The 26637-nt window shown below is 37.4% G+C and carries 19 protein-coding genes, 1 pseudogene and 3 riboswitches; of the genes and pseudogenes, 9 read left to right on the top strand and 11 right to left on the bottom strand.

Translation table 11 applies throughout. The features are described 5' to 3' along the window. Window positions 1-494 precede the first annotated feature (494 nt). Window positions 495-632 (top strand): NINE protein, encoded by a 138-nt coding sequence (locus tag JNUCC23_RS04230; RefSeq protein WP_454214485.1) that lies wholly within the window; start codon window positions 495-497, stop codon window positions 630-632. 185 nt (window positions 633-817) lie between these two features. Here JNUCC23_RS04230 and JNUCC23_RS04225 read toward each other — a convergent pair whose 3' ends face one another. Further along, the gene (locus JNUCC23_RS04225) at window positions 818-2275 is read right to left on the bottom strand and encodes a protein adenylyltransferase SelO (protein WP_454214483.1); all 1458 of its coding nucleotides are present in this window, start codon (window positions 2273-2275) and stop codon (window positions 818-820) included. A gap of 240 nt (window positions 2276-2515) precedes the next feature. Here JNUCC23_RS04225 and JNUCC23_RS04220 point away from each other — a divergent pair, with 240 nt between their 5' ends. After that, entirely contained in the window at window positions 2516-2809 is a 294-nt protein-coding gene (locus JNUCC23_RS04220) for an RNA polymerase alpha subunit C-terminal domain-containing protein (protein ID WP_454214481.1), read from the top strand. Window positions 2810-3022: 213 nt separating this feature from the next. Here the strand turns inward: JNUCC23_RS04220 and JNUCC23_RS04215 are convergent, their stop codons facing one another. Further along, a complete protein-coding gene (locus tag JNUCC23_RS04215; protein ID WP_403074403.1) occupies window positions 3023-3643 on the bottom strand; it encodes a DUF3298 and DUF4163 domain-containing protein in 621 nt (206 codons plus the stop codon). A 345-nt stretch (window positions 3644-3988) separates the two neighbouring features. Here JNUCC23_RS04215 and JNUCC23_RS04210 point away from each other — a divergent pair, with 345 nt between their 5' ends. Continuing rightward, window positions 3989-5206 carry an ATP-binding protein gene (locus tag JNUCC23_RS04210; RefSeq protein ID WP_454214479.1) on the top strand — a complete coding sequence of 406 codons (1218 nt, stop codon included), beginning with the start codon at window positions 3989-3991 and terminating at the stop codon, window positions 5204-5206. A 406-nt stretch (window positions 5207-5612) separates the two neighbouring features. Here JNUCC23_RS04210 and JNUCC23_RS04205 read toward each other — a convergent pair whose 3' ends face one another. From JNUCC23_RS04205 to JNUCC23_RS04185, 5 genes and pseudogenes are all read right to left on the bottom strand, one after another. Continuing rightward, window positions 5613-7013, bottom strand: a complete 1401-nt coding sequence (locus JNUCC23_RS04205; RefSeq protein WP_454214477.1) for an MFS transporter — start codon at window positions 7011-7013, stop codon at window positions 5613-5615. A 208-nt stretch (window positions 7014-7221) separates the two neighbouring features. Beyond that, window positions 7222-7323: riboswitch (glycine riboswitch) on the bottom strand. A gap of 187 nt (window positions 7324-7510) precedes the next feature. Beyond that, window positions 7511-8869, bottom strand: a complete 1359-nt coding sequence (locus JNUCC23_RS04200; protein ID WP_454214475.1) for an APC family permease — start codon at window positions 8867-8869, stop codon at window positions 7511-7513. 16 nt (window positions 8870-8885) lie between these two features. Further along, the gene (locus tag JNUCC23_RS04195; protein ID WP_062184041.1) at window positions 8886-9602 is read right to left on the bottom strand and encodes a cysteine hydrolase family protein; all 717 of its coding nucleotides are present in this window, start codon (window positions 9600-9602) and stop codon (window positions 8886-8888) included. 301 nt (window positions 9603-9903) lie between these two features. Beyond that, window positions 9904-10088: riboswitch (Lysine riboswitch) on the bottom strand. A gap of 301 nt (window positions 10089-10389) precedes the next feature. After that, entirely contained in the window at window positions 10390-13560 is a 3171-nt protein-coding gene (locus JNUCC23_RS04190) for an ATP-binding cassette domain-containing protein (protein ID WP_454214473.1), read from the bottom strand. Between the two features lie 472 nt (window positions 13561-14032). Further along, window positions 14033-14215, bottom strand: a pseudogene (locus tag JNUCC23_RS04185) (DNA alkylation repair protein); the annotation flags it as partial. A gap of 747 nt (window positions 14216-14962) precedes the next feature. Between JNUCC23_RS04185 and JNUCC23_RS04180 the strand changes: the two are divergent. After that, entirely contained in the window at window positions 14963-15496 is a 534-nt protein-coding gene (locus JNUCC23_RS04180) for an ECF transporter S component (protein ID WP_172796875.1), read from the top strand. A 222-nt stretch (window positions 15497-15718) separates the two neighbouring features. On the opposite strand, the gene JNUCC23_RS04175 is transcribed toward JNUCC23_RS04180, so the two are convergent. Continuing rightward, entirely contained in the window at window positions 15719-17119 is a 1401-nt protein-coding gene (locus tag JNUCC23_RS04175) for an MFS transporter (protein ID WP_454214471.1), read from the bottom strand. A 210-nt stretch (window positions 17120-17329) separates the two neighbouring features. Next, window positions 17330-17431, bottom strand: a riboswitch (glycine riboswitch). Window positions 17432-18542: 1111 nt separating this feature from the next. Next, the gene (locus JNUCC23_RS04170; protein WP_062184061.1) at window positions 18543-18914 is read right to left on the bottom strand and encodes a winged helix-turn-helix transcriptional regulator; all 372 of its coding nucleotides are present in this window, start codon (window positions 18912-18914) and stop codon (window positions 18543-18545) included. A 200-nt stretch (window positions 18915-19114) separates the two neighbouring features. Between JNUCC23_RS04170 and JNUCC23_RS04165 the strand changes: the two genes are divergently transcribed. Continuing rightward, window positions 19115-20326: an MFS transporter gene (locus JNUCC23_RS04165; RefSeq protein WP_454214469.1), complete on the top strand. Its 1212-nt coding sequence runs from the start codon at window positions 19115-19117 to the stop codon at window positions 20324-20326. A gap of 72 nt (window positions 20327-20398) precedes the next feature. After that, entirely contained in the window at window positions 20399-21241 is an 843-nt protein-coding gene (locus JNUCC23_RS04160) for an aldo/keto reductase (protein ID WP_062184068.1), read from the top strand. A gap of 157 nt (window positions 21242-21398) precedes the next feature. Here JNUCC23_RS04160 and JNUCC23_RS04155 read toward each other — a convergent pair whose 3' ends face one another. Further along, complete coding sequence (locus JNUCC23_RS04155; protein ID WP_403074416.1) at window positions 21399-21737, bottom strand: hypothetical protein; 339 nt, start codon at window positions 21735-21737, stop codon at window positions 21399-21401. A 364-nt stretch (window positions 21738-22101) separates the two neighbouring features. Here JNUCC23_RS04155 and JNUCC23_RS04150 point away from each other — a divergent pair, with 364 nt between their 5' ends. Genes JNUCC23_RS04150 through JNUCC23_RS04140 form a run of 3 tightly spaced genes read left to right on the top strand, consistent with a single transcriptional unit; the run spans window position 22102 to window position 23621 of the window. Next, entirely contained in the window at window positions 22102-22773 is a 672-nt protein-coding gene (locus JNUCC23_RS04150; RefSeq protein WP_454214467.1) for an NAD(P)H-dependent oxidoreductase, read from the top strand. Window positions 22774-22828: 55 nt separating this feature from the next. Further along, window positions 22829-22963 carry a hypothetical protein gene (locus JNUCC23_RS04145; RefSeq protein WP_454214465.1) on the top strand — a complete coding sequence of 45 codons (135 nt, stop codon included), beginning with the start codon at window positions 22829-22831 and terminating at the stop codon, window positions 22961-22963. 16 nt (window positions 22964-22979) lie between these two features. Next, window positions 22980-23621: an SDR family oxidoreductase gene (locus JNUCC23_RS04140; protein ID WP_454214463.1), complete on the top strand. Its 642-nt coding sequence runs from the start codon at window positions 22980-22982 to the stop codon at window positions 23619-23621. 143 nt (window positions 23622-23764) lie between these two features. Here the strand turns inward: JNUCC23_RS04140 and JNUCC23_RS04135 are convergent, their stop codons facing one another. After that, a complete protein-coding gene (locus JNUCC23_RS04135) occupies window positions 23765-26152 on the bottom strand; it encodes a polyprenyl synthetase family protein (RefSeq protein WP_454214461.1) in 2388 nt (795 codons plus the stop codon). Between the last annotated feature and the right edge of the window lie 485 nt (window positions 26153-26637).

Raw genomic sequence — 26637 nt, 5'->3', positions numbered from 1 at the left:
ATCTTGAAAATACAACAATGACGATGTTGAGCTATTCCCGTCTTATACCACATATTCGTGGCTTTCGGTTCGGGCCTACACCGCACAGGCGACTTTCATCGCATACGGCGTGCTATCAATAGTAATAAAATCTTACAACTTATTTCCCCATTTCTATTTAACCAATCGTATATTAATCTCATTTTGGATCATTGTTAAGTTATTATATTATTAGACTGAAATCGGCAAATAAGCCTTGATACAATTGGGCAAGATCACCAGTAGCCTTGACACGAGATAACCTTATATACACAAAAATACATTTTATTACAAAAACACTATGAGTTTTACACAACTAACACACTATATTGACATAATATAAGTTCAATAGATTAATCGAATAAATATATCGAAGGTTAGGAGATCAGAGGATTTACAACTACTTAGCTCAGAGATGAACAAAAAAACAAAAATCAACTGGTACTAATTGGTTACTTTATTTTTTCACTAAAGGGATGGATGGACATCGTTTTTATTTAGGGAAAACAGGTACGGCTGTTGCTATGTTATTAACACTTTGGGGTTTAGGGGTTTGGACATTTATTGACCTATTCTTGCTAAACGGTATGATTAAAGATACTAACGAAAACTAAATTGATTTCATCCTAATCAGACTGTCGAGAAATCCTCTCGACAGTCCCTTTTTTCTTTATTAACGTGGTGTTTCCTTTGCTTAACACACAAAATCACACTCAAAAGAAAAGTTCAAAAACTAACAGATAAAGCTAAAAATACCGTCTAAAGACGGGGGTTTTAGACCACGCATTTCTGATAAAACTCATGTACCACAAAAAGTTTGGTAAGGGGTTATTGACTTTGGCAGTGTGGAGTATTCAGCCTGTTCAGTGGAATGCTCATAAGGATTTGAAAGAACTTCCAAGAGCCGCTCCATCACACTGTAATCTTCTTGTTCCACTGCAGCTTCTAAGGCCGCTTCTACTCGGTGGTTTCGTGGGATTACAGCAGGATTGCTGTTTCGCATCAATTGATTTACGGAGTCCTTCGATTCCTGTTGTCTGCTTAATCTCGCCTGCCAGATCTCATGCCATTGAGCGAATTCCGGGGTGCCAAACAGGACCGTATCCTCCTGTCGATCAAAAGTTAACGCGCGGAAAGTATTGGTATAATCCGCTTGATACTTCTTCATCAGACTGAGGAGGCCATTGATAAGGGCTTCATCCTCTGACTCTTCGTTAAAGATCCCCAATTTTGCTCTCATTCCAGCGAGCCAATTAGCGTGATACAACTCCATAAAATTTGAAATTTCGTCCTGAGCAACTTCGACAGCCTGCTCCTGATTATCATGCAATAGTGGCAATAAAGTTTCAGCAAATCGGGCAAGATTCCACCCGGCCATATACGGCTGATTACCATAGGCATAGCGGCCTTGAATATCAATGGAACTGAATACCGTTTCTGGGTCATAGCTATCCATGAAGGCACAAGGACCATAATCAATCGTTTCTCCACTAATGGTCATGTTGTCGGTGTTCATTACACCATGAATAAAGCCAACCAGTTGCCATTTGGCAATAAGCTTCGCCTGACGCTTGATCACTTCTTGAAGTAAGGAAAGATAGGGATTCCCGTTAGCTTCAATGTCTGAATAATGACGCTTTATTGTATAGTCAGCCAAAGTCCGAAGTTCATCAACTGTACCCCATTGTGCAACATATTGAAAGGTTCCGACGCGCAGATGACTGGCAGCCACCCGAGTCATAATTGCCCCAGGTAACTCGGTCTCGCGGATTATTGACTCACCAGTTGTCACCACTGCTAGACTACGAGTGGTAGGAATACCTAATGCATGCATAGCTTCACTGATGATGTATTCGCGTAACATCGGCCCAAGCGCCGCGCGACCATCACCCCCGCGGGAGTATGGCGTTCTCCCTGCACCCTTAAGCTGAATATCTACCCTCTCACCTCGGGACAGGATTTGCTCGCCTAGTAGCACCGCCCGGCCGTCCCCTAACATGTTAAAATTCCCGAATTGATGTCCCGCGTAAGCTTGAGCAAGAGGCTTAGCACCTTTGGGAATCTGGTTGCCAGCAAGCATCGCTACGCCATCTTCGCTTTCCAGCTCTTGAATGTTCAAACCCAAAGATGTTGCCACCTGGTTATTAAGAATAATCAACTTTGGTGAGCGCACAGGAGTTGGGTTAATACTGGTAGAAAATGATTTCGGCAGACGGGCATAACTGTTGTCTAAGTTCCAACCTATTTCTTTACTCATTGCCATAGTTTCTCCTTTTCTTCTTTTGACTTTTGTACATTCCAAAACACACTACAGTCCTTTTTAATGTCTACCTCTGCCAAGTTATTATACCGTTTCCACAGGCATATAGCGCCTTTTAAGTAAAGGTGATTGCCCATCACCATCACTGTTCTAGCTTTGACATCTTGATATTTAAGTTGTTACATTATTAATTAATGATGGTTTTCGTTCGACCATAGAAGGAAGGAGATATTTTAAATGACAACTTCAGAAAAAAATGTAAGGACTTGCAACAAAGGACATACATATTATAAAAGTAGCAATTGTCCAACCTGTCCGACTTGTGAGCAAGAACGCAAACCCGTTAATGGATTTCTTTCATTGCTCTCGGCACCAGCAAGACGAGCGTTAGAAAACAATGGGATAACTTCTTTGCAAGATCTATCAAAATATAGTGAAAAAGAGATTTTGCAATTTCACGGTATGGGACCAGCTTCTTTACCTAAACTTAGGTCTACTTTGAAGGAAAATGGGTTAATATTCAGAAACTAAACACCAAGAATGATTATACTTACAGGAATGCATTTTATTTGATTTTTTCTTCAAGTAACGAATGAGCACGACCTTAATACGTGTAACAATCATTCAAACGCTCAGAGTGATAATGCTCTGAGCGTTTGAATGATTGTAAAAGAGATAGGCCGCTTTCAATATGAGGTTTATATTTGAAGATTCTTCGTATTTACTATTATGTGAAAAGGTTGTTTAATTATTAACAGCCATTCGACCAAGGGGGCCATTTTCATCAATGATATCCTGTATATCAAATACAGAGATTGGGAACATAGGGAAACCAAAAACATATGGAGTGATTTCATATAGTTGAAAATAGATAACGAGGACTTTATCCGCAATGTAATAGTCTTGATTAGGCCGAATGACTGTGAAGCCGTTGATTAGCTGAATATCACGTTGCTTAATTTGTGAATGAATTAAGGCTGATAGTCTTTTGACATAATCACTTCCAGGTTTAAACAAGTCCTTAAGTTCACAAAGGCCCCCCGTTTGCAAGTCAAACGTTAAAGACTTTATATACGTCATCCCATGAGCAGCATGGTAATGGTAAGTATAATTGGAAAGTGCTAAGCTCAGAACCTGGCGTTGATTGTTTTTTATTTCATACGACCCAATCATTTGTACCACAGTTGTCGGCATATTCCCAATTTGTTGATTTATGAGTTGCTGGGTTTGATCGACAATCGCTCGATTAATTGATCTTTCCATTTCTAGATTTTGCATACCTATTACTTTAGGATAAAACACTGTTTTATCCGGGCCGCTGCTGATTTCAACCGTTTTAATGCTAACTGGAAGCATAACGGGCATATTTATCTATCCTTTTCTAATTTTTATACCAATGTATTCTTGAAAGAGTAAATGTATGCAAAAAACAAAAGTGAAGGAGCACGGAACCTTATCCTAAAATTTCCCAATAATTTCTTTTCCGATCGGTAGTGACAAATGGTAAATCCCCACTAAATGTTATATTCATTTATGCTATTATAGTAAAATAGTCTTTTTTATTAAAGGTCCTATTAAACAACCATATTGTTACCATAAACCACGAGGTACACATTTAACGAGAGTTTACATACGTATGCAACTCACTGCCCATGTACCACGCAAAAGATGATCAAATACTTACAATTAAGTACAACAAAAGGAGTATGTATGAAAGAATTTTATACTCAAATCAGTAAAAGATTATATTATACGGTAGTGCTCATCATCATCGCTCTAATGGTGGCAGGGATGTTATTATCTATTCCACATTATGGTGAACTTGAGGCAGGTTACACGTTACATAGTGTGCTTGCAATCGTTCTATCGGCATGTTTATTGCTTTATCCTAAATATGAAAATCATATCTTTAGGGTTGTCATTATTATCGTAGGATCCGCTTATTTCTATACAATTTTCTTTTTATATCCTGAAACTTGGTCTACCTTTATCTTTCTATGTTTAATCCCAGCTATCTCCATTTTATTTTTTGATTCAAAGCTATTTTATTTTTCATTACTAATAAACGGGCTTTCAATCGCAGTTACGTTTTGTTATATTGTGCTGATTGATCAAGGAAGTTTATATCCTCACATCAAACAAGATGTAGTTGGAAATATTATCAACTTTATAGGCAGTCAAGTGCTTATTTATTTTATTTATCGAACATCAAATTTACGTATAATAAAACAGCAGTTATATTATGAACAATTACAAAATTCGGAACGATTAAAGACAACCAGCCAATTATCAGCTGCTGTTGCACATGAAATTAGAAATCCGTTGACAGTTGTTAAAGGTTTTTTACAGCTTTACAATGAAAAAGACACACCAATGAGTCATGAGACAAAAAATCATTTTACTTTGATGATTGACGAATTAAATACGGCAGAACAAGTCATTGCTCAATTTTTATCTATAGCTAAGCCCGATAAAGATAAAATAATGGAAATTGTGAATGTGAAAGATGTGCTTCATAGTGTAACAGATTTACTAAAATCATATGGACTCTTACATGATAATACGATTAATTTAAGTGTGGATGAAGATTGCTATATCTACGCCAACACCATTGAGTATAAACAATTAATGATCAATATTATTAAAAATGCCATTGAAGCCTCAAAAATTGGCGATTCTGTTCTTGTTACGGCGAAAAGAAAAAAGCATTTTGTCGAGATGAAAGTAGCGGACCATGGTTTCGGCATGTCAGAAGTGGAAGTTAAATCTCTCGGTACTCCTTTTTACTCGTTAAAAAGTAATGGAACAGGACTAGGTTTAATGATTTGCTATCATATTACCGAAAAATACAATGGGACCATTGATTTCCAAAGCTCAAAAGGTGAGGGAACAACAGTGACGATCCGCTTTCCATTAAAGAAATCGTAAGGATGTTTTAAACATTTGCAATATAAGATTTCTAGCACTTGATGAGGAAAGAACGTACAGAATTGTGAATAAATTTACTTCCCTAGAAGGAAAGATACACTTTAATCAAAAAAAGTTTGAAGTTAAGTTGTAATACTAATAGGGGCTCCCCATAACGAAAGGGGCAGACCTCGCAATGACTCTAACAGTATTTTACTACTATTTACTGTTTAGAGGGGACGAGGTCAGACCCTTTTGGGATATACTCTTTTTTGATTTCATTTTTATGGTTTACCGTTATTTATGGTACGGTCCACCGTAATACCTCTAAGTGAGATTTACTTTTGATCTTTATTTCTAATATACTTCTATCCTACAATTTTTTCTTCCCCATTATCTTTCTTAATGGTACATGACTCAATGTAGTTTAAGAAGCCTTCCTCTCTTTTATTGATTTCTTGACACCTTCTTTTGGAATCGTAGCTACTATAGCTAGTAAAGCTAGTCCAGCAAAAATAGCATTTACCAGCAACCCTATACTTGCGGCCGCTTCCATATTTCCAGCCTTTTCAACTACACTATAAACAGTCACAGATATCGCTAAACCGAATGAGCCACCAAGTGTACTAGACATTTTATAAATACCTGCTGCCTCTCCTGCCTTTGCTTGCGGAACATTGTCTACGGCTGTATCTGTAGATGGTGTTGCATAAAGCCCAAGTCCAATCCCATACACGGTAAAACCAATAAAAACAACAACGGAATAAACCGAATTTGGTAAGATTGTTAAGGTCATTAACATAATTCCAGCCATCACTAAAAGACAAGCTAAGATCATCGGTTTTCTTGGACCATTTCGTTGTAATACTTTTTCACCCACACGAATCATCACTAATACAGCAACTAAATTGCCAAAAGATAGTAACCCAGATTGAAAAGAACTGTATCCTCTTGCCATTTGGACATAGGTATTGGCAACAATAAGTGCTCCCGCTACAGCATTCATTAAAAAGTTTGACACCGTAGCCCCAGTAAAATAGTTATTTTTAAATAAAGAAAGATCGATAAATCCGTTAGATTTTCCTTTTACAACGTTTAAAAATACCCAACCTCCTATGACAGTGACAGCCATTAGCGTTAACGAGATGGGGCTTGTCCAACCGAAGTCTTCTCCACGTGTAATGACAACATTTAAAGCGACCATCACTAGGAGAAAGATAACAAATCCAGAAAAATCAAATTTTGATGCATGGCTTTGTTCTGCTTTACTCTCTGGTATATCTTTTATTAAAAACATAGATAGCAAAGTGAAGATGATGGAAAAAATAAAGATCCAACGCCATCCCAAAGACGTAGCAATTAAACCTCCAGCAAACGAACAAATGCCTGCGCCGCCCCAAGATCCAAAAGACCAGTAGCTTAAGGCTCTTTGTCGATCAGCACCGTCAAAATAGGTTTTCACCAAAGCAATCGTCGCAGGCATAATACATGCTGCCGAGAAGCCTTGAATCACACGCCCAATCATTAAGAGAACTGTCTCCTGTGCAAAGACGAGGCAAAGTGAACCAATTATATTTAATAGTAAGCCAATAGTCGTAATTTTCTTGCGTCCAATTCGATCAGATATTCCTCCAGCTACTACAACAAACATACCTGAAAATAATCCAGATAAACTAATGGCTGTATTCAAAAGACCCAATGAAATTCCCAAATCTAACTGAACTTCCGGTATCACATTTATTAGTGACTGTGAGAAAAGCCAATAAGTAAGCACCCCAAACACAATCCCCGTTATCATTCTGTTATTACCTTTATAGCTTGTTTCCATGGTAAACCTCTCCTTTTGGTTAATATCCATTAAACTAACTATGTCTCTTCAGTGATGATGATCGTGTAAATTGCAGGCACAACAAAGAAGGGCAGAGAAAAACATTCTGTTTTTCTCTGCCCTTCTCTGTCCTTTTACCTGAGAGTTTAGCTCATTGGAGCCTTTCCCCTTTGGTGGCGTATCGATTCATACGCTCTCTCCAGAGGCGTGTCCAGTTGCAGTTTCTTCTACCTGAGAGATTCGCTTCAAGGGTCTTATTGAAGTTTGCTCCTTCGGTGGCTTATACTAAACACTCTCCTGCAACTTTCATCCATCTATATTTTCTATATACTTAGAATAATTATTAAATTATAACACGTCAACTGAAAATAGAAAACGCTTTCATTAATTGTTGTCACCGTGATGCCTCGAAACATAAATAATGTCTCTTAATAAGAGCAAAATAAAAGGCATGAACTCAAGTAATAATACCAAGTTCATGCCATGCAAACTACCAATTACAAATCGATAAGACTCGGAGGTAGCTTTTTAAATCCTTTTGTTGTAATAAGCGCATAGACAACCCCAATTGCGAGCCATATAAAGCCTACTTTTAACGTCGTTGGTGATAAATTAATAAATAAGTAGAAACAGATTAAGAAACCGAGGCCCGGAATTAATAAATAACGGATAAATTTCTTCTCTTTTTTACGGAAATAGTAATACACAATAACAGATAGGTTAACAAACATAAAACCAGTTAAACCGCCAAAGCTCATTAATTCTGCAACAAAATCGATTGATAAGAAAAGGGCTCCAGCAATACTAATGCTGCACATCAATAAAATATTGTAGATCGGTGTTTTATATTTAGGATGTAAATGTGTAAAGAACTTTTTCGGTAGAACCTCATCACGCCCCATACTAAACATTAAACGTGAAGCACTTGCTTGACCTGTTAAACCAGCTGTAAAAGTTGAAACGATAATCGCTACTGTATAAAGTGTTACAAGTACCGCACCACCTGCTACATTCGCAATATCAAATAATGCTGTATCTGCTGAGCTAAAGTTATTTACATCTGGCCAGACTAGCTGAGCAACATACGCTTGCACGATAAAAATAACGCCACCGATTAAACAAGAAAGAATGGCCGCTTTCCAAATATCATTTTTTGGATTCACTGATTCTTCCGATAAGGTTGTAATCGAGTCAAATCCTAAAAATGAGAAACATGCCATGGCTGCACCTGAAATGATGGCTGACATTACGAATGTTTCGTTATTAAAGAACGGAGTAATCGATACTAAAGCCGATGCACCATCCTCTACCATAATCGCCTTCATACAAAAAACAACGAAGATGACAACAACGATTCCCATAAATAACACTAAAATTTGGTTCGTTTTTGCTGCCACTGCAATTCCGAGAATATTTACAACAGTAATAACTCCAGCAATAATGAATACCCATACCCAATATGGAATGGATGGAATTAATGCATTGGCATAGGAGGCACCAACCATAAAGACGATTAAAGGCACTAATACATAGTCCATAAACATGGCCCAGCCGGCAAAAAAGCCTAAATGTGGATGAATCGCACGTTGTGTATACGTATACGTTGAACCAGAAACTGGAAACGCTGCAGCCATCCTGCCATAGCTATATGCCGAAAACATCATCGCAACCATCGCGATTAAATACGCTAATGGCAACATACCGCCTGTAGACTGTGCTGCAAAACCATATATATAAGCAGGCGCAATGGGCGTCATAAAGGCGATGCCATAAATCACCAAATCCTTCAGTGTTAGAACACGCTTAAAATGAGGAGCTGCACTGTCTTGATTTGCATTACTTTGTCCTTGACTCATTTAAAAAGCTTCCTCTCTATTTTTGAACAACAGTACGTTGTTCAATTTCCTCCGAAATGAATTGAATGGTTTCATCTGTGCTCATCACTTGGCAATAAATTTGATTCATGATCATGATTTCTGCATCATGTAACTCTTTCGTTGCCGCTGCGCAAGCATCTTCTACTAAAATTACTTCAAAACCAGCGTCTGCTAAGCTACGTACAGTTGAGGCAACACATTGGTCTGTTACAACACCTGTACATACAACTGTTTCAATGCCCATATTACGAAGTAAAAATTCATAGTTTGTTCCACTTAAAACACTGTCTGTCGTTTTATTTACCACGATTTCATCTTCTAATGGTTTTAATTCATCTACCATTTCTGCACCTGGATCACCGATTGGTAATAAGATATTATTCCAACCTGGGCGACGTTGTACAGGGGAACGGTCACGTCCATCCTTATGATGACAAGCAATCCGTCCGAAAGTGACTTCTAATTGATTGGCACGGAAAAAGTCTAGTAGTTTTTTATTGTTTGGAATCGCTACGTTATCGATACGATCATAGAAAGATTCCCACTTATCGAACATGCCTTTTTCTCGTGCAACTTGAGCATCCAATCCATCACGGCTAATAAATTGATTTTGCATATCCACGACTAAAAGTGCTGTTTTTGCTGGATCTAATTTCATTTTATCTTCGCCCGTCGGGATAAATTCGTAATAAAGTGTTTGCAGTTTTTCCATATTCATTTCCTCCATCTTAGCCTATACAAGCTATATTCATTTCTTCAATACAAAACATTCGTGAGCATCTGATCCTAACTTAAATGATGAAAAAGGTTCGGGTTCTAAAAAACGTATCACCTTATAAAGGTGGCGATGCGGAGCTGATTTTTTGGAAGCCCGCCCCTTTTCCATAGAAAAAAGAGATTCCCCTATATGCTAAAGGAATCTCTTAAAGGCAATAAAAAAAGACTAGATACCTTCCGAGAAAGAACCCGGAAATCGATGTAGCCATTCCAAATTCCTCACCCTTTTGTCTCTACTGAGAGATAGCACAACTTAATAAATTGGGTAACTTATTAAGACAGTCCTGTAATTATTCATTACAGACCCAGCACATAATGGCGAGAACTCATTATATACTTCGGCGACATTTCCTTCTGCATAGCTTCTTCGTCTTCTCTGACTCCACTAAGCACTAATAAATATCGCGCCTCTACCTCACAATTATAAAAAGTGAGGTATATTTATTCATTATAATTATTATATAATTATAAATATTACGATGTCAATATAATATTTATCTATTAATCATTCCAAAAATAAGAAAATACAGGAAAATACTAACATAGAAAATGATATATTAATATAACATTTAAAAACACCTGTACAAGATATTCTTTTAACCAACAGGCTCCGGTTTTAGAATAGCAAAAAAAACTCATTTGCCATTCATTATTGCAAATGAGTAATAATCACTAGCTGACATCTAGCTTTTTTTAATACGGCTTGTATGAATCATTCTACTTTAATTGTTCTGCTCAATGCATTGGTAAACCGCCATCATATCTCGTTTATTCAACTCGCGAATACGATTAAAAATTGGAATATCACTAACAGCCTCATTTATTAAGCTCTCAGCCACAACATCACGTACTTTGCCAGTTAGCCATGTTTGCACGTCAAAACCATCGACGATTTCCTTACGCCCTTCTTCATTGATACCACTTGCATCACAACTCACACATGGTATCGATAATTTGTACACACCGTCATGGAGACCATCTTCTGAAATGACTTTCTTCCCTTTACAGAATGGGCATGGATGACTTTTTTTAATCTTATTTATTTGGGTAACAATTTTTTTGTAACCAAATGCTTCATAAACATACGTTAGTTTTTTGTATTTGCCATTGGTGAAATACTTATCAATAATTGTTTCTCTTGTTTCGTCAATATTGGCAAAATCACAAATTGTTATCAGATTTTTACTGCTTATAGCTTCGATGTTTCCTTTAATTCTGTCCCAGAATGGTAAGACATTTTGTAATACCATTTCATAGTGGGCAAAGCTTGCCTGTTCCAGTTCAAGCATTTTCAGTGCGACTTGTGTTTCCCTAGGCAACAGGGAGACATCTTCCGTCAAGGCCATCTCGCCGCCAACAATCGATTTCATTTTTACGAGTTCCGGTAACTCACCTACCATTTTCAAAACCTGATCAAGCGGCTGATGAATAATCTCACGAATATCTGTGTCGCCAAATTCGAGCTTTTTATGATGGCTTAGCACGGCGCCCTGACAAATTGGACAGGTAATCATCTCTTTTGACGCTTTCATATGCTCTTTAATAATCGATTTCGAAATGGACATATACATCCCAAGAATTTTATTAAAGCCATCCCACGTCCTCCGCGCTTTGCCTTTCTTATCATAGAATGACTTTTCCCAATACCCGTATAAAAAGGTATGCTTCTCTGCTTCTGTCATCTCATGATAGCTTTTACTAATATCTTGACCAAGTTCATTCTTGATCTCATCAAAAAGGAATTGCAATTTCGGATATTGATAATATTTTAATACCTCCATCACGTCTGAATGCAATAGGCCATCCCAAAATGGTACGGTTTTGTCTTGAATGACAACATCAATATCAAATTTTTCAATCATCCGGCGGCCCAAGCAGCTTGGACAATGATTATCTTGATCATAGAAATCGAAGCTTCTTGTATCTTTATTGGTTGGATGCGCCGCCACAATATGGTTGATTAGACCGCCAATTTCATAGAGAAAACTATATTGACTATACAAATGTCTTTCAAAATCAATGGCGATGACGGGTGCAATGGTTTCAGATTCATATTCACCATAAATCAATCGAGCCATTGATGATAAGCTTTTTAAGATGCCGCCCTTATAAAGGTTCTCTGCATTTTTAAAATAGTCAATCTGATTTTCTTCTAAATAGTGAATACCCTTTTGCTGCTTGAGTGTGGAAGAAAGATACAATGGGTCAACTCTATCTGCACTGTTTTTTTGGCGATAATAATCATCATGACTGATAACCTCAAGATGTTCTACAGACGCATGCTGTCTTTTACCAAAATCAACGATAAAGTCAGAGCTTTCTAGCATGTAAGAATTATGTTCAATCATCATGATTGAGACGGATTCATCTTGCAGAATGCCCCTAATACTATCAATGAATTGGTTTAAAATATTTTGTGATAAACCTTTTGAAGGCTCGTCAAAAATAAAAAGCGTATGTGGGTTTCTCGAGTTAGCAAACAGCTCCGAAACTAAATGAACACATTGAAATTCACCAGTTGATAAGGACTGTGTTTTTCTTTCCAACGTCAAATAACCCAGTCCAAGTTTAATCAGTAAGCTCAAGCGTTTATGAGCGATGTCTTGATTTGGTAGTTCTTCAATAATATCTTCAATTGAGCGCTGAAAAATATCTTCAATATCTTCACTATATTTTGTCAGTTTCTTTTTAATATCAAGAAAAGTCGCAACGGTTGACCGACTGGTAATCGATTGGTTTCGATCTTGACCTACCATAACTAGTTTATCTTTTGGATATCGCTTCAGAAAATCTTTGGCTATACATTCATTGACAAGTGTAGATTTACCACATCCAGACTCACCCGTAACGGTTACAAGTCTATTTTGAGGAATCTGAATTTCAGCCATTTGAATATTACGGCAATATAGATCATGAAATCGATAGTATTCTGTTGGTATTGCCTGATTTCGTTCCCAATGGATTGGTTGTGGGCGTGGTGATTCTTCCACGATTTTCCCGCCATATTTCCCACTACCAGGACCAAAGAACAATTGCTCATTCGTTGTATCGAGCACTGTGTCTGAATGATCAATGAGCCAAATTTGATTTTTATAGCCTAATTGTTTAATCTGTTCCAAAATTTGCAATAGTGTTTGGTGATCAAGCCCAACGGAGATTTCATCAATAATAATAACGGTATTTTCACTTGCTGCCATGAATTCTGCCAAGTAAAGTCGTGTTAATTCTCCACCTGACAATGTACCCATAATACGATTTAATGTTAAGTAACCAATACTCATATTGATCATATTTTTAAGAATATGCTGTTTTGCTTCACTAATATGTAATTCTTCTGCAAGGGAAAGAATCAATTCAATGTTTAAGTTGTTGATATCGGAAATACTATGTGGTTGATCCAATAATTCTATTCTTTTTTGCTCAACTTCTGGATTATAGCGCTTGCCCTCACACTTTTTACATTCGACATTTTGGGTAGTACCGCGTCCTTTACACTTAGGACACCAGCCTAATTCATTATTAAATGAAAACACTTCTGGAGAAAGATTAAATTTCTCAGCAAGCCGCACGCGGAGGTCTTTAAAAACGCCCGTATGGGTGCCAATCGTTGAACGTGGATTGGCAGAAATGGCTGATTTTCCGAGAAACAGGACTAAAGGCATTTCTTCCATCTTGATGGCACTGAAATTGGTTTCCATTATATTAGGAAATAAATACTGATATTCAGCCTTTGGCAATAAGGAAACGAGACGCTTCTTAGATTCTTCACCAATTGTTTGGCAAAAAGTTGTTTTACCAGATCCAGACAAACCAGCAATTCCTAACGATTTATCTACTGGTAGTACTGCATCTAATTTGTTAATATTGTTCGCAATTAATTGATTGATTTTCATAGTGAATGATATCCTCTCAATTCTCTCAATTTAGTTTTTCTTATGTTGGCATAACGACTAATAATTATGTTGTGTTATTTCGAATCGACGTACTCATACTAATTGTAAACGAATCGATGATGTAAAGCTTACCATTCATGCTTTCAAAGAATAAAAGAAATCTAAAGCCTTTTTTGATCAAAGAGCCCTTTTGGTATTATTCATTTAGAGATTTAATTCATCGTAAATTTTTAAACAGGTCTACGAATCCACCTATCTTTCCATGACAGTACTCAAAGAGGATAGCAAGCATACTATCCTCTTTGAATACTGTTTCTATTTAATTTAATTACCAGTTTATTAAAGAAAAGAGATGGACCTATTTATTTTCAAAGAAAAGCACTTTTTCAGTGAGCTCGGACTGCCCCATTAGACATCTACGAAATGAAATATTTGAGGGTCAATGTACCTGTCCCCTAGTTCCCTAACATCCTGGAGAACCGATAATCGTATTTTTTACCATATCAAGCAGATTGGAAATCTTACTTTTGGAAAATTCATTGTCTAGGCGATTCCCTAAAAGTCAACAGTAACAACTCCGGCCCACTGACATTCTCAGTTCTTCACCGCTTGAGATCCATTTATCAGCAACGTCTTGTGCAATATCTGACTCTGTTGAACTACCCACCAGTTATTGAACAGGCTCTACCATAGTCCCTACGGTGAAAACTTTTAGTATCTTGCACGTTGGACTCACCGCACGCTCTACTCTGCTTGGTTTTCGCTACTTCGATACGTGTGGAGCGATTAGAACGTTGAAGATTTTACGCAACAGACGATTTTCCTGTTGTAACCTCCTATCTTCAGTTTTCAAAGAGCGTTTGTACAAATATACAGTAGCACAAACGTTCGCATTCCTCAACAATTTAGGCTAACGCCTACCGAAATTCATCTCTCACCTACTCATTGGGTTATGCCTTTCTCATTCGTTGAGGAAGGAGTCTTCTTTCGGAAAATGATAAAGTTACTGCCACCACAAAATTCAGATAGCATATAAAAATATTTTACCGGTTTTCTATAAACTGGCACCTAAGTTTTAAGCTAAATTGACACTTTTAAATATACCAATCCTTTGCTAATGTTTTCAGTAAATAAACGGAATTAAGGGGAAAGGATGCTGCTATCATCGGAAACCACTGTATGGACTGAACTCGTTTATCATGTCCAAGTGCTCGATAACGGTATCCATGGTGAAGGGTTTATATAATTTTTCGTTCTGACTGATAGCAGGAGTCCGTTGCAGTGTTGACTATCATTAAGGTAACCCTGTTGAAGACGTACGCGATCTAGATTTCAAAGGAAACGACAACCTTGCACTTCTCCCTTGATGCCTATAAAGAAAAGATAAGAAAGGTTTATGTCTATGCAAAAAACAACGAGTTATTCAAACACACGTACTTTCGATTTAATTCAAACATCAATGTTAATTGCACTCGTATTCGTTGCCACGGTCTTGTTAAATATCAAACTACCGATCACGGCAAATGGCGGTTTAGTTCATCTGGGGACAGCTATGCTCTTTATCGGGTCCATCTTATTTGGTCCTAAAAAAGGCGCCATCGCTGGCGCCGTTGGAATGGGGTTATTTGACTTAATCTCTGGTTGGACATTGTGGGCACCGTTCACTATTTTAGCTCGCGGCTTGCAAGGATATATAGTTGGGAAAATCGCCTGGTCGAAAGGCCGCAACGGAAATAGTATTGGTTTCAATCTATTTGCTACTATCATTTCGGCTCCTTTTATGTTAGCTGGTTATTACATTTGTGAAGGGGTACTATTTAGTAGCTGGATTATACCAGCGGCCTCTATTCCCGGAAACATCGTTCAAAACGTTGTGGGGATCTGTGTAGCCATTCCAGTTTGTGCTGTACTGAAAAAAATTCCGCTTTTTAAATAGTTATTAAAAAGATGGGCAATAACACAAATAATTCTTATAAACATTATTTTATAGTACATGAAAAAGGGGAAACGCTTCGTATATCAAGCATTCTCCTTCTTTTTTCCATTAAACTTCGGATTTAAATGAAATTTACTTTTGATCTTTATTTCCAATATACTTCTATTCCTACAATTTTTTCTTCCCCATTATCTTTCTTTATGGTACATGACTCAATGTAGTTCAAGAAGCCTTCCTCCCTTTTATTGATTTCTTGACACCTTCTTTTGGAATCGCAACTACTATAGCTAGTAAAGCTAGTCCAGCAAAAATAACATTTACCAGCAACCCTATACTTGCAGCCGCTTCCATATTTCCAGCCTTTTCAACTACACTATAAACAGTCACAGATATCGCTAAACCGAATGAACTGCCAAGTGTACTAGTCATTTTATAAATACCTGCTGCCTCTCCTGCCTTTGCTGTCGGAACATTGTCTACGGCTGTATCTATAGATGGTGTCGCATAAAGCCCAAGTCCAATCCCATACACGGTAAAACCAATAAAAACAACAACGGAATAAATCGCATTTGGTAAGATTGTTAAGGTCATTAACATAATTCCAGCCATCACTAAAAGACAAGCTAAGATCATCGGCTTTCTTGGACCACTTCGTTGTAATATTTTTTCTCCTACACGAATCATCACTAATACAGCAACTAAATTGCCAATAGATAATAACCCAGATTGAAAAGAACTGTATCCTCTTGCCATTTGGACATAGGTATTGGCAACAATAAGTGCTCCCGCTACAGCACTCAGTAAAAAGTTTGACACCGTAGCCCCAGTAAAATAGTTATTTTTAAATAAAGAAAGATCGATAAATCCGTTAGATTTTCCTTTTACAACGTTTAAAAATACCCAACCGCCTATGACAGTGACAGCCATTAACGTTAACGAAATGGGGCTTGTCCAACCGAAGTCCTCTCCACGTGTAATGACAACATTTAAAGCGACCATCACTAGGAGAAAGATAACAAAGCCAGAAAAATCAAATTTTGATGAATGACTTTGTTCTGCTTTACTCTCTGGTACATTTTTAATTAAAAACATAGATAGCAAAGTGAAGATGATGGAAAAAATAAAGATCCAACGCCATCCCAAAGACGTAGCAATTAAACCTCCAGCAAACGAACAAATGCCCATGCCGCCCCAAGATCCAAAAGACCAGTAGCTTAAGGCCCTTTGTCGATCAGCACCGTCAAAATAGGTTTTCACCAAAGCAATCGTCGCAGGCATAATACACGCTGCCGAGAAGCCTTGAATCACACGCCCAATCATTAAGAGGACCGTCTCCTGTGCAAAGACGAGGCAAAGTGAACCAATTATATTTAATAGTAAGCCAATAGTCGTAATTTTCTTGCGTCCAATTCGATCAGATATTCCTCCAGCTGCTACAATAAACATGCCTGAAAATAAACCGGATAAACTAATGGCTGTATTCAAAAGTCCCAATGAAATTCCCATATCTAACTGAACTTCCGGCATCACATTTATTAGTGACTGTGAGAAAAGCCAATAAGTAAGCACCCCAAACACAATCCCCGTCATCATTCTATTATTACCTTTATAGCTTGTTTTCATGGTAAACCTCTCCTTTTTGGTTAAATATCCATTAAACTAACTATGTCTCTTCAGTGATGATGATCGTGTAAATTGCAGGCACAACAAAAAAGGACAGAGAAAAACATTCTGTTTTTCTCTGCCCTTCTCTGTCCTTTTACCTGAGAGTTTAGCTCATTGGAGCCTTTCCCCTTTGGTGGCGTATCGATTCATACGCTCTCTCCAGAGGCGTGTCCAGTTGCAGTTTCTTCTACCTGAGAGATTCACTTCAAGGGCCTTATTGAAGTTTGCTCCTTCGGTGGCTTATACTAAACACTCTCCTGCAACTTTCATCCATCTTATATTTTCTGTATTTTCAGAATTATTATATATTTATAGAATAATTCTGAAATTCGATCATGTCAACTAAAATCGAAAACGCTTTCAAAAAACTACTGTCACTTTGACGCCCAAAAACATTCGTTTCACAAGACGTTCCACGGAAGGTATTAATATGAATGAAATGGAGAGCTTTACAGTGATCTGCTTCTCCTCTTGTATGAAGGACATGGGGCGGGGCTTCGCGACTTATTAATATAGCCAATCTACTTAGCAGGTCTACTCATTGTACCTTGAAAGCACCCAAAATCCGGCTCCTCACCGCCACCATTGTGATTAGGTGGGTGTAGCGTGGTACAAGACTAATCCTTTATATTTATAGTAAATGGTGGCGTGATAACGCCATATTCATTTTGTATATAAAATAGCACTCAATAAAGAGGTTATGGGAACATTGCTGTGAAAAAGGATCTTTCAGATGGTAACAGACCACCTAAACTATCAATTATTCAGATAATTCAGCTGAAGGAATTGGCTAACCGTTCCCATGATTCTCCCCTTTTCACTAATCTTAGTTTTTAGTAACTTTCGGTTTACTTTCTAATAATCCCTTAAAACTTTCGTGATGGGATATTGTCCTTGTTAGCAGGTTATGTTGCAGCAAATTATTTAGCAAATGAAGGGGTATGTCAAGGAGTCGAATGAGGAGGTAACGCTCTGAAAGTCTCCCCCTAGTTGCCACCTAAAATATCCTAATAATGTACTATTTCCATTTTCAATACAAGCCGTTTTTATGCTTCCTTAAAAACAATAAACAAAACAGATAACTCCTCTGATCGTAATTAGAGGCGTACATCTATGATCTCTTACCTATAGAAAATAAAGGAGACTGGATACGTCCAATCTCCTTCTCGCTTATTAAAGACTTTATCTATAACTGAAAAAAATCTATTTATTTTCTTCAATTTAGACAATGTTATTTTTCAACTTTTCGAAACATGTTTTTATCAGGATCGTTCCTGAACCATAGAGGAGTAGGATAGCAAAGCAAGCAACAATTCTGATACAGCATCAATCGGGTGCTTATACAGAATTGTTAAGAAATCTTTTCAAATTCCCTCGTTCATTATTTTAGATGTTCATTTAGAACGTTCTCTTCCAAGACATCCAATGTATCGCCATACACTTTGATAATATGTTTTTCTCCCCAATTGCAAAGCGAATTTAAGATACCTTGTAAGCTCCAGCCATATTCACTTAGCTCATACTCCACTTTTGGAGGAATTTGATTATAAACAATTCTATTAATGACTCCATCTACCTCTAATTCACGTAATTGTTGAGTTAACATCTTCTGTGTAATATCAGGCATAAGACGTTTCAATTCACTTGTTCGTTTCTTACCGTGTGTTAGATGACATAGAATTACACATTTCCACTTTCCCCCTATCACTTCAAGTGTCGCCTCTACTGAAATATTGTATTTCTTTTTCTTCATATATAATTCCTCCACATGTATAGGAACTTAAAAGTGCCTATAGCACCTTTAGGTTCCTATAGTACTTTTAAGTACGTACTTCTCTAATGATTTCATATGTATCATAATAGCATTTATCGGTTGAGTTTTAATGTAATTATTTTTTAGTTTACTTAAAACAAGATTGTTCATCCATGACCAAATTATTAAGGAGGAGAAAAATGTCTTTAGATAAAAAACAAAGTACATTAGCGCTATTAGCCTTAGCTATAAGTGCATTTGCAATAGGAACAACAGAATTTATCAGTGTAGGTCTATTACCATTAATAGCGAATGATTTACAAATATCTGTTACGACAGCAGGCTTAACCGTTTCCTTATATGCATTAGGAGTAACAGTTGGGGCACCGATTCTAACATCGATTACTTCTAGTATGTCACGAAAATCATTACTACTTTGGATTATGGTTATTTTTATTATAGGCAATAGTATTGCTGCTAGTGCGACAAGCATTGGTGTGTTACTTATTGCTCGTGTCATTTCTGCCTTTTCACATGGAGTTTTTATGTCCATTGGCTCTACCATTGCAGCAGATTTAGTACCAGAAAACAGAAGAGCTAGTGCTATATCCATTATGTTTACAGGACTCACGGTAGCCACTGTAACAGGTGTACCATTGGGAACATTTATGGGACAACAATTTGGTTGGAGAATGGCCTTTATCATCATTATTATAGTTGGAATTATTGCCTTAATCGCGAATAGCATCCTAGTTCCATCTAGTTTACGAAAAGGGACTCGTACAACGTTTCGTGATCAGTTCAAATTAGTGACAAATGGTCGCTTATTACTTTTATTTATGATTACTGCCTTAGGATATGGAGGAACATTCGTTGTCTTTACTTATCTATCTCCCATGTTACAGGACATAACAGGCTTTAAAGAAGGAACAGTTGCTGTGATTCTTCTTGTATATGGTATTGCGATCGCTATTGGCAACATGTTAGGTGGAAAGCTGTCTAATCACAATCCGATTAGGGCATTATTTTACATGTTTATTGTACAAGCGGTGATACTATTTATTCTGATGTTTACGGCGCCATTTAAAATAGCAGGATTGATTACCATTTTCTTAATGGGGGTTCTAGCTTTTATGAATGTGCCGGGATTACAAGTGTATGTGGTCATGTTAGCAGAACGATTTGTACCTACTGGAGTAGATGTGGCATCGGCCATTAATATTGCTGCGTTTAACGCCGGAATTGCAATTGGATCCTACTTAGGTGGTATTATCACAGACTCTATTGGACTGATTCACACCTCTTGGGTAGGAGCACTTATGGTACTGATGGCTGCCATCCTTGCAGGTTGGAGTGCATCTCTTGAAGGAAATGACCAAAAAAGGGATAAATTGAAGGAGGTGGTTTCCTAAGTAATAAATGTGTGAAATCACCAAATATAGAACGATCTCATTTCTCATAATAATAATTGGAGGTTATTTATAATGATTAAAAACATACAAGATACAACTACTTTGCATAATGGTGTAAAAATGCCTTGGTTTGGAATTGGGGTGTTTAAAGTAGAAGAAGGCCCTGAATTAGTTAATGCCGTTAAATTTGCAATTAAACATGGGTACCGTAGTATTGATACAGCAGCCATTTATGAAAATGAAGAAGGAGTTGGTCAAGCTATCCGAGAGGGGATAAAAGAAGCAAGTATCCCTAGAGAAGAACTATTTATTACATCGAAAGTTTGGAATTCTGATCTAGGTTACGAATCAACTATAGCGGCTTATGAAACAAGCCTAAAGAAACTTGATCTTGAATATTTAGATCTATATCTTATTCACTGGCCTGTAGAAGGTAAATATAAGGAAGCTTGGCGTGCATTAGAGACTCTTTATAAAGAAGGAAGAGTAAAGGCTATTGGAGTAAGTAACTTCCAGGTCCACCATCTTGAAAACTTAATGAATGATGCCGAAATTAAACCAATGATCAATCAAGTAGAATACCATCCACGTTTAACTCAGAAAGAAATTCAAGCCTTTTGCCAAGAACATGGAATTCAGTTAGAAGCTTGGTCACCTTTAATGCAAGGTCAATTATTAGATAATCTAGTCTTACAAGAAATTGCAAATAAGTATAACAAGACTATTGCCCAAGTTATTTTACGATGGGATTTACAAAATGGCGTTGTAACCATTCCAAAATCCACGAAGGAACATCGAATTGTTGAGAACTCAACTGTATTCGACTTCGAACTAACTAAAGAAGAGATGCAGCTAATTAACGAGCTAAATCAAAATCATCGAGTAGGACCAGATCCAGACAACTTTGATTTTTAAATAACATAAAAAGCAGACCCTTTTCCTCTAATAAGTGAACTACACCCCAATTGTTAGACATATCTATCAATTGGCGGTGTAGTTCACTAGTTAGTAGAGATGCTTTTAATTTAGATTGAATCAAATGATTCTCATATATGTTTTAAACAACCTTACTTCATATTTGCATCAACTGCAACGCCTTGTTAACCTCTTGAACATCATTTTCTAATACGCTCTTCACATTCGATCCGAACCATTCCAATGAAGCATCTACCTCCATGATTGGAAGTACTTTTGCTAGGAATTCCTCATAATTAATTGCACCTTCAAACAATGGTACCATCCCATCTCTAGACCCCGATGCAGCATAAACATTGCTTGGAGAAAAAACACCAAGTTGTTCACGTGAGGCAATATTTTTAAAGTGAAAATGTGAGATATAAGGACGAAGTTGCTTCATGGCGCCAATTGGGTTTATCCCTGATTCCCATATATGCAAAACATCAAAGTTCACTCGCAATAATGGCTCAACTGTCTAAAGACCTATTGATCCAGTTGCAGATATCAAGATCCGAATGATCAATCCTCCTTTAGCTGAAGAAAAAGTATGTTGTACAATTCTAGTGTTAATACTTGATTTTCCGTCACCTTCCCACCCATTTTTGGCAGTTCCTTAACTACCAACCTATGAGCACATAGGGACAGGAATCCTGTGCAATTAGACGATTCTATAAAATGAAATATTTCTATTAATAGTCCTATTTTTATAACAATGTAAAAAAATAGGATTACTTTAAAATTTATGCTATCGTTATTCTATATAAATATACTCGATAATCCAACTCAATAAATGAATGAATGAATGAAAGAGGTGGAGTATGTTAAACACAGTGATAAAAAAACGAGAAATTTTGGAAGCATTCCAATTCAGATTCGCCACAAAAGAATACGACGAAAGCAAAAAGATTTCAGAGGACGATTTCAATTTCATTTTAGAAGCAGGTAGATTATCTCCTAGTTCATATGGTTTTGAACCTTGGAAATTTTTAATTATTCAAAGCCCTGAGTTAAGACAACGATTAATGAAAATAGCTTCAGGTGCAGAACGTCAACTTCGAGGAGCAAGTCATTTTGTCATTATACTTGCTCGCACGGATGTTCGATATGATTCGGAATATATTATCAATCATATAAAATCTGTTCAAAAAATGCCTGATGAGTTTCTCGAGATGTTAGTAGGTTCATTAAAAGGTTTCCAAGAAAACAAATTGAAACTCTTAGAAAATGAGCGTACTTTATTTGATTGGTCATCTAAACAAACATATATTGCTTTAGCAAATATGTTGACGGCGGCTGCACAAATTGGCATTGATTCTACACCAATAGAAGGGTTCAACTTTGATGATGTTCATTCCCTTCTTGAAAGCGAAGATTTACTAGAAAATGGCAAGTTAAAACCTTCAGTAATGGCGGCTTTTGGGTATCGTAAGGAAGAACCTAGAAGACCCAAAACAAGAAAAAATCTAGATGAAATTGTTCAATGGGTGTAAATCAACCCCATTAGATACAAAAACCAAAAACGATCTAAAGATGGGTTTTTCTTTAATGGTAGAAGGAATCCAAATCGACTGGGCAAGTCATGCATTTGAAGAGGTGGTTAAAGAAGCTCTTAAATTTGCTAAAAAAGAGAAGAAATTGATCGAATTTTCCACTAATCATTACGAAGCACAAATAGAATAGAAGGAGTTTGATCGAGATGAAAGTTTTTGTTGTTGGAGCAAACGGACAAATTGGTAAACATCTTGTACATCTATTAATAGAAAGTAATGAACATACAGTTAGAGCTATGGTTAGAAAGGAAGAACAAGCAAAAGATTTCGATAAGTTCGAAGTAGAAGCAAAGCTTGCGAATTTAGAAGGTAGTGTGGAAGAAATTGCAGAAGCTGCAAAAGGTTGTGATGCCGTTGTTTTCACCGCGGGATCTGGTGGTCATACAGGCGCAGACAAGACAATCTTGATCGATTTGGATGGGGCAGCTAAAACGATAGAAGCTGCTGAGAAAATTGGCATCCAACGATTTATTATGGTAAGTGCGATTTATGCTAATCGAAGAGAAAATTGGAGTAGTATAAAACATTATTTGGCTGCCAAACACTATGCGGATAAAATCCTTGAACAAAGTAGCTTAACCTATACGATTATTCGTCCTGGAGGTCTTTTGAATGAACCGGCTACTGGAAAAGTTTCAATTGCCGAAAATTTAAGTGCAGCATCTATTCCACGTGAAGACGTAGCTAAAACAATTATGGCCACTTTAACAGCGGAAAACACGTTTAATCGTTCATTTGATCTTGTGTCTGGTGAGGATCTAATTTCTGAAGCATTAAATAAATTCTAATCAGGGACATAGGGACAGGAAATTGAACTGCCCCCCAATTGTTAGACACACACTAACAATTAGGTGTAGTTCAACCTGTCCCCTTGTTCCCAGAGTGAATAAACCCCTCGGTATTCTATCTACATTTTACGTATAACAAACTCTTAATGATCCCGGTTCACAATATAATTTAATAGATGCTTCAGAAAAGGAGTTTTCCGGGGTATCTCGTGCATCGCTTCCATCGCAAGACAATAATGTTCCCACATTGCTTTTCTAGCACCTGCAGCACCTAGGATTGACACAAAAGTTTTATTGTTGTTTTCAGCATCTTTTCCAATTGGTTTTCCAAGTGCGTTCAAATCTCCCTCAACATCAAGCAGATCATCCTTAATCTGAAACGCAATTCCGGCATGCTGAGCAAATTTTTTCAAAGCTTCAATTTCTACCTCATTGGCATGGGCGAGAATGGCAGGCATGACGAGGGAAGCTTCGAATGCAATCCCAGTTTTATAAAAACTTATCATATTCAATTGTTCCAGTGTCAATTGTTTCCCTCTAGAATTCAAGTCCATTGCTTGTCCCTTACACATATCCTCTGTCATTTGGGCCGAATATTGAATCAAGTTAAGTACAGTTTTCGAATCGAACTGATCTAGAGATGCTTGTTCCCCGGTTGCCCTCTGGGTCAGAAAGAGACCGGTTAATTCAGCTATCGCAATGGTATACACTTGATGGAGGGTTGGCCGCCCCCTACGGATGGACGCATTATCTTGGGATGGCAAATCATCGAAGATTAGGGATGCGGTATGCATATACTCCAATGATCTTAGAAGTGGAACGATTGCTGATCTTTCTAATCCATATACATGAACACCCATCACCCAAGTCACAATTGGCCTCAACCGCTTTCCATCGCCTACTAAACTATAATTTGCAGCATCAATGATCGGGTCCTCTTTCATCAAAGAAACATAATCGGTTCTAGGGATATGTAAGATGTTGTTGATCTGATTGCGTACGGTTTCGATCGTATCTAAAAATTCTTCCTGCTCTTTCCGCTCATTTTTCAGGATGGTAAGCATATGGTCCCGAAGCAATTTATCAAAGAAATCCACATCATCCGCTTTTTGAACCATTTTTTGGATTACACGATTGAAATTCGGATTTTCAGGAGCAAATAACTCCATAATTTCATTGTATTTTTTGGTTCCCATTCGTTCTTTAAATCGTTTCAGGCCATTTATCGCACGATCTAAAATCACTTCACAGGTCTTCGTATCTGAATGATACACGTTATGGATCAAATGGGAGATGACCGTCCAGTATAATTCAAATGGATTTATAAGATCCGGACGTTGATCATGATATTTCATATAATAGGTATAAGGGGTTACCGCACCGTCCTTCATGTCATCAAACATATCTGCAAAATCATCAGCAAGCTGATTGTAAATCCCATAAAAGAATGTTCGGTTGTCAAAACCCTCGTCAAAAGAAGCACTGATTACTGAACGGACAATTAATCGGGAAGAAGAGGATTTTAAAATAATCGGGATATAAAGCTCTTCATTAGTGTAATTTGCATTGGATAGTTCTTTTATACGGTCCACTTCCTGAGAATGAAAAAACACATAGGATTGCTCGAAAAAATTTTTTCTCGTCTCTGGTCGCTGATAGGCCTTCATATACTCAAAGGCATCTCGGAGTTCCGTATGAATATAGCGGATTAGATCTGAGTTTTTTCCAGTCCACTCGCCCAATTCCGGAACAGCACCTGTGATAAGTGTGGTACGTATTAAATCGGAATATTGTCTTTTCTCTTTTTCGGATAAGACTTTGGCATCGAGAAGATCGTCAATGAATGGATAGGTCAGACCATAGAAATACCCTAACCGAATAGCCTCATCAAGTTTCTGAGAACGTTCTTCAGAAGATATTTCATCGCCCATCTCATCCACCACATGCATGATTACCCCAGCCATGATTTTGATAAGTTTTCGCTGGGCTTGCTCTGCATCCATTCCCTTTGGAATATTGGAAGAGACAGTCTTTAGTTTGTCCATCACCCAAATCATCGTGGATTCAACACCTTCCTCCTGGGCCTTCCGATACATCCCAGCCATGCTAAACATCTCCGAATTGTTACCTCGATTGGTTGAGGTGGAATGAGTCAGGTGTGTTTTTAAACGGTCAACGACACGTCGAATCCTTGTCTGTGTGTCAGATGAGTCCAAAGCTTTGCCTAGATCCCGCAAGAAAATATAAGAGATGCTGCGATCCAGGTAATTATCTAGTTTATCTGTGTAATCCAGCCATTTAATATAATTGTGATACTCCCGAGAATCAGCTTTGTTCTTATCGCGCAAAAAAAAGGATACGAATGAATGATGATGGATGTGATTCTGTTTCCAGGACCGAATATCTTTTGTCAAAGTAGGTACATAGGTCTTTTGCATAACTTGCGTATAAAGTGATTGATAATATTGAACAGCCTTTTTCTCCGCCAATCGATAGCACGCATCGGCATTTTTTATTAATTCCTTATTCATACTATACATTCCCTCTACTTAACGACTTCTTATAAATAAATGCAATTCATACAAGCATTTTTCATAAAAATCAACCAAAATATTTCCCTCAAAAATCACATCTCTTTAACCCGAAAGCTAAATATAAACCTTTGTAGTATATACCTTTTTCCACAATCTCTCTTAACACTATGAACTTACAGATCGTTTAATGTCCCCAAAATCAACTTTGATGAAGATTTATTAACATTCGATATCTCTACTAAAAAAATGCCGATATTCTGTGGGAGGCAATTTTCACACTTTCACTCTTAGTATGCTGCAAAACCACCAAAAGGCTTCCCATCATTTAAGATACGAAGCCTTTTTAGTAATGATTATTATGTAAACACCAGCTGTACCGACAGTTCTTCCATTTGGATGCGGGAACTGTCTTCAGTTGGAAAGGCATGCTCATGTAGCCGTAAATGACTATACGTTAGGAAATCTTGGAGTTCCTACTGCAT

Source organism: Peribacillus sp. JNUCC 23, assembly GCF_053653995.1.
The sequence above is the reverse complement of the archived record's forward strand: the minus strand, read 5'-3'. Positions and strand labels throughout refer to the sequence as shown.

Excerpts from the sequence above, each read along its gene's own strand:
- JNUCC23_RS04220 (WP_454214481.1), top strand. The coding sequence starts at position 2,516 with ATGACAACTTCAGAAAAAAATGTAAGGACTTGCAACAAAGGACATACA.
- JNUCC23_RS04180 (WP_172796875.1), top strand. The coding sequence starts at position 14,963 with ATGCAAAAAACAACGAGTTATTCAAACACACGTACTTTCGATTTAATT.
- JNUCC23_RS04160 (WP_062184068.1), top strand. The coding sequence starts at position 20,399 with ATGATTAAAAACATACAAGATACAACTACTTTGCATAATGGTGTAAAA.
- JNUCC23_RS04195 (WP_062184041.1), bottom strand. The coding sequence starts at position 9,602 with ATGGAAAAACTGCAAACACTTTATTACGAATTTATCCCGACGGGCGAA.
- JNUCC23_RS04190 (WP_454214473.1), bottom strand. The coding sequence starts at position 13,560 with ATGAAAATCAATCAATTAATTGCGAACAATATTAACAAATTAGATGCA.
- JNUCC23_RS04135 (WP_454214461.1), bottom strand. The coding sequence starts at position 26,152 with ATGAATAAGGAATTAATAAAAAATGCCGATGCGTGCTATCGATTGGCG.
- JNUCC23_RS04165 (WP_454214469.1), top strand. The coding sequence starts at position 19,115 with ATGTCTTTAGATAAAAAACAAAGTACATTAGCGCTATTAGCCTTAGCT.
- JNUCC23_RS04175 (WP_454214471.1), bottom strand. The coding sequence starts at position 17,119 with ATGAAAACAAGCTATAAAGGTAATAATAGAATGATGACGGGGATTGTG.
- JNUCC23_RS04200 (WP_454214475.1), bottom strand. The coding sequence starts at position 8,869 with ATGAGTCAAGGACAAAGTAATGCAAATCAAGACAGTGCAGCTCCTCAT.
- JNUCC23_RS04170 (WP_062184061.1), bottom strand. The coding sequence starts at position 18,914 with ATGAAGAAAAAGAAATACAATATTTCAGTAGAGGCGACACTTGAAGTG.
- JNUCC23_RS04230 (WP_454214485.1), top strand. The coding sequence starts at position 495 with ATGGATGGACATCGTTTTTATTTAGGGAAAACAGGTACGGCTGTTGCT.
- JNUCC23_RS04205 (WP_454214477.1), bottom strand. The coding sequence starts at position 7,013 with ATGGAAACAAGCTATAAAGGTAATAACAGAATGATAACGGGGATTGTG.
- JNUCC23_RS04215 (WP_403074403.1), bottom strand. The coding sequence starts at position 3,643 with ATGCCCGTTATGCTTCCAGTTAGCATTAAAACGGTTGAAATCAGCAGC.
- JNUCC23_RS04210 (WP_454214479.1), top strand. The coding sequence starts at position 3,989 with ATGAAAGAATTTTATACTCAAATCAGTAAAAGATTATATTATACGGTA.
- JNUCC23_RS04140 (WP_454214463.1), top strand. The coding sequence starts at position 22,980 with ATGAAAGTTTTTGTTGTTGGAGCAAACGGACAAATTGGTAAACATCTT.
- JNUCC23_RS04225 (WP_454214483.1), bottom strand. The coding sequence starts at position 2,275 with ATGAGTAAAGAAATAGGTTGGAACTTAGACAACAGTTATGCCCGTCTG.
- JNUCC23_RS04145 (WP_454214465.1), top strand. The coding sequence starts at position 22,829 with ATGGTAGAAGGAATCCAAATCGACTGGGCAAGTCATGCATTTGAAGAG.
- JNUCC23_RS04150 (WP_454214467.1), top strand. The coding sequence starts at position 22,102 with ATGTTAAACACAGTGATAAAAAAACGAGAAATTTTGGAAGCATTCCAA.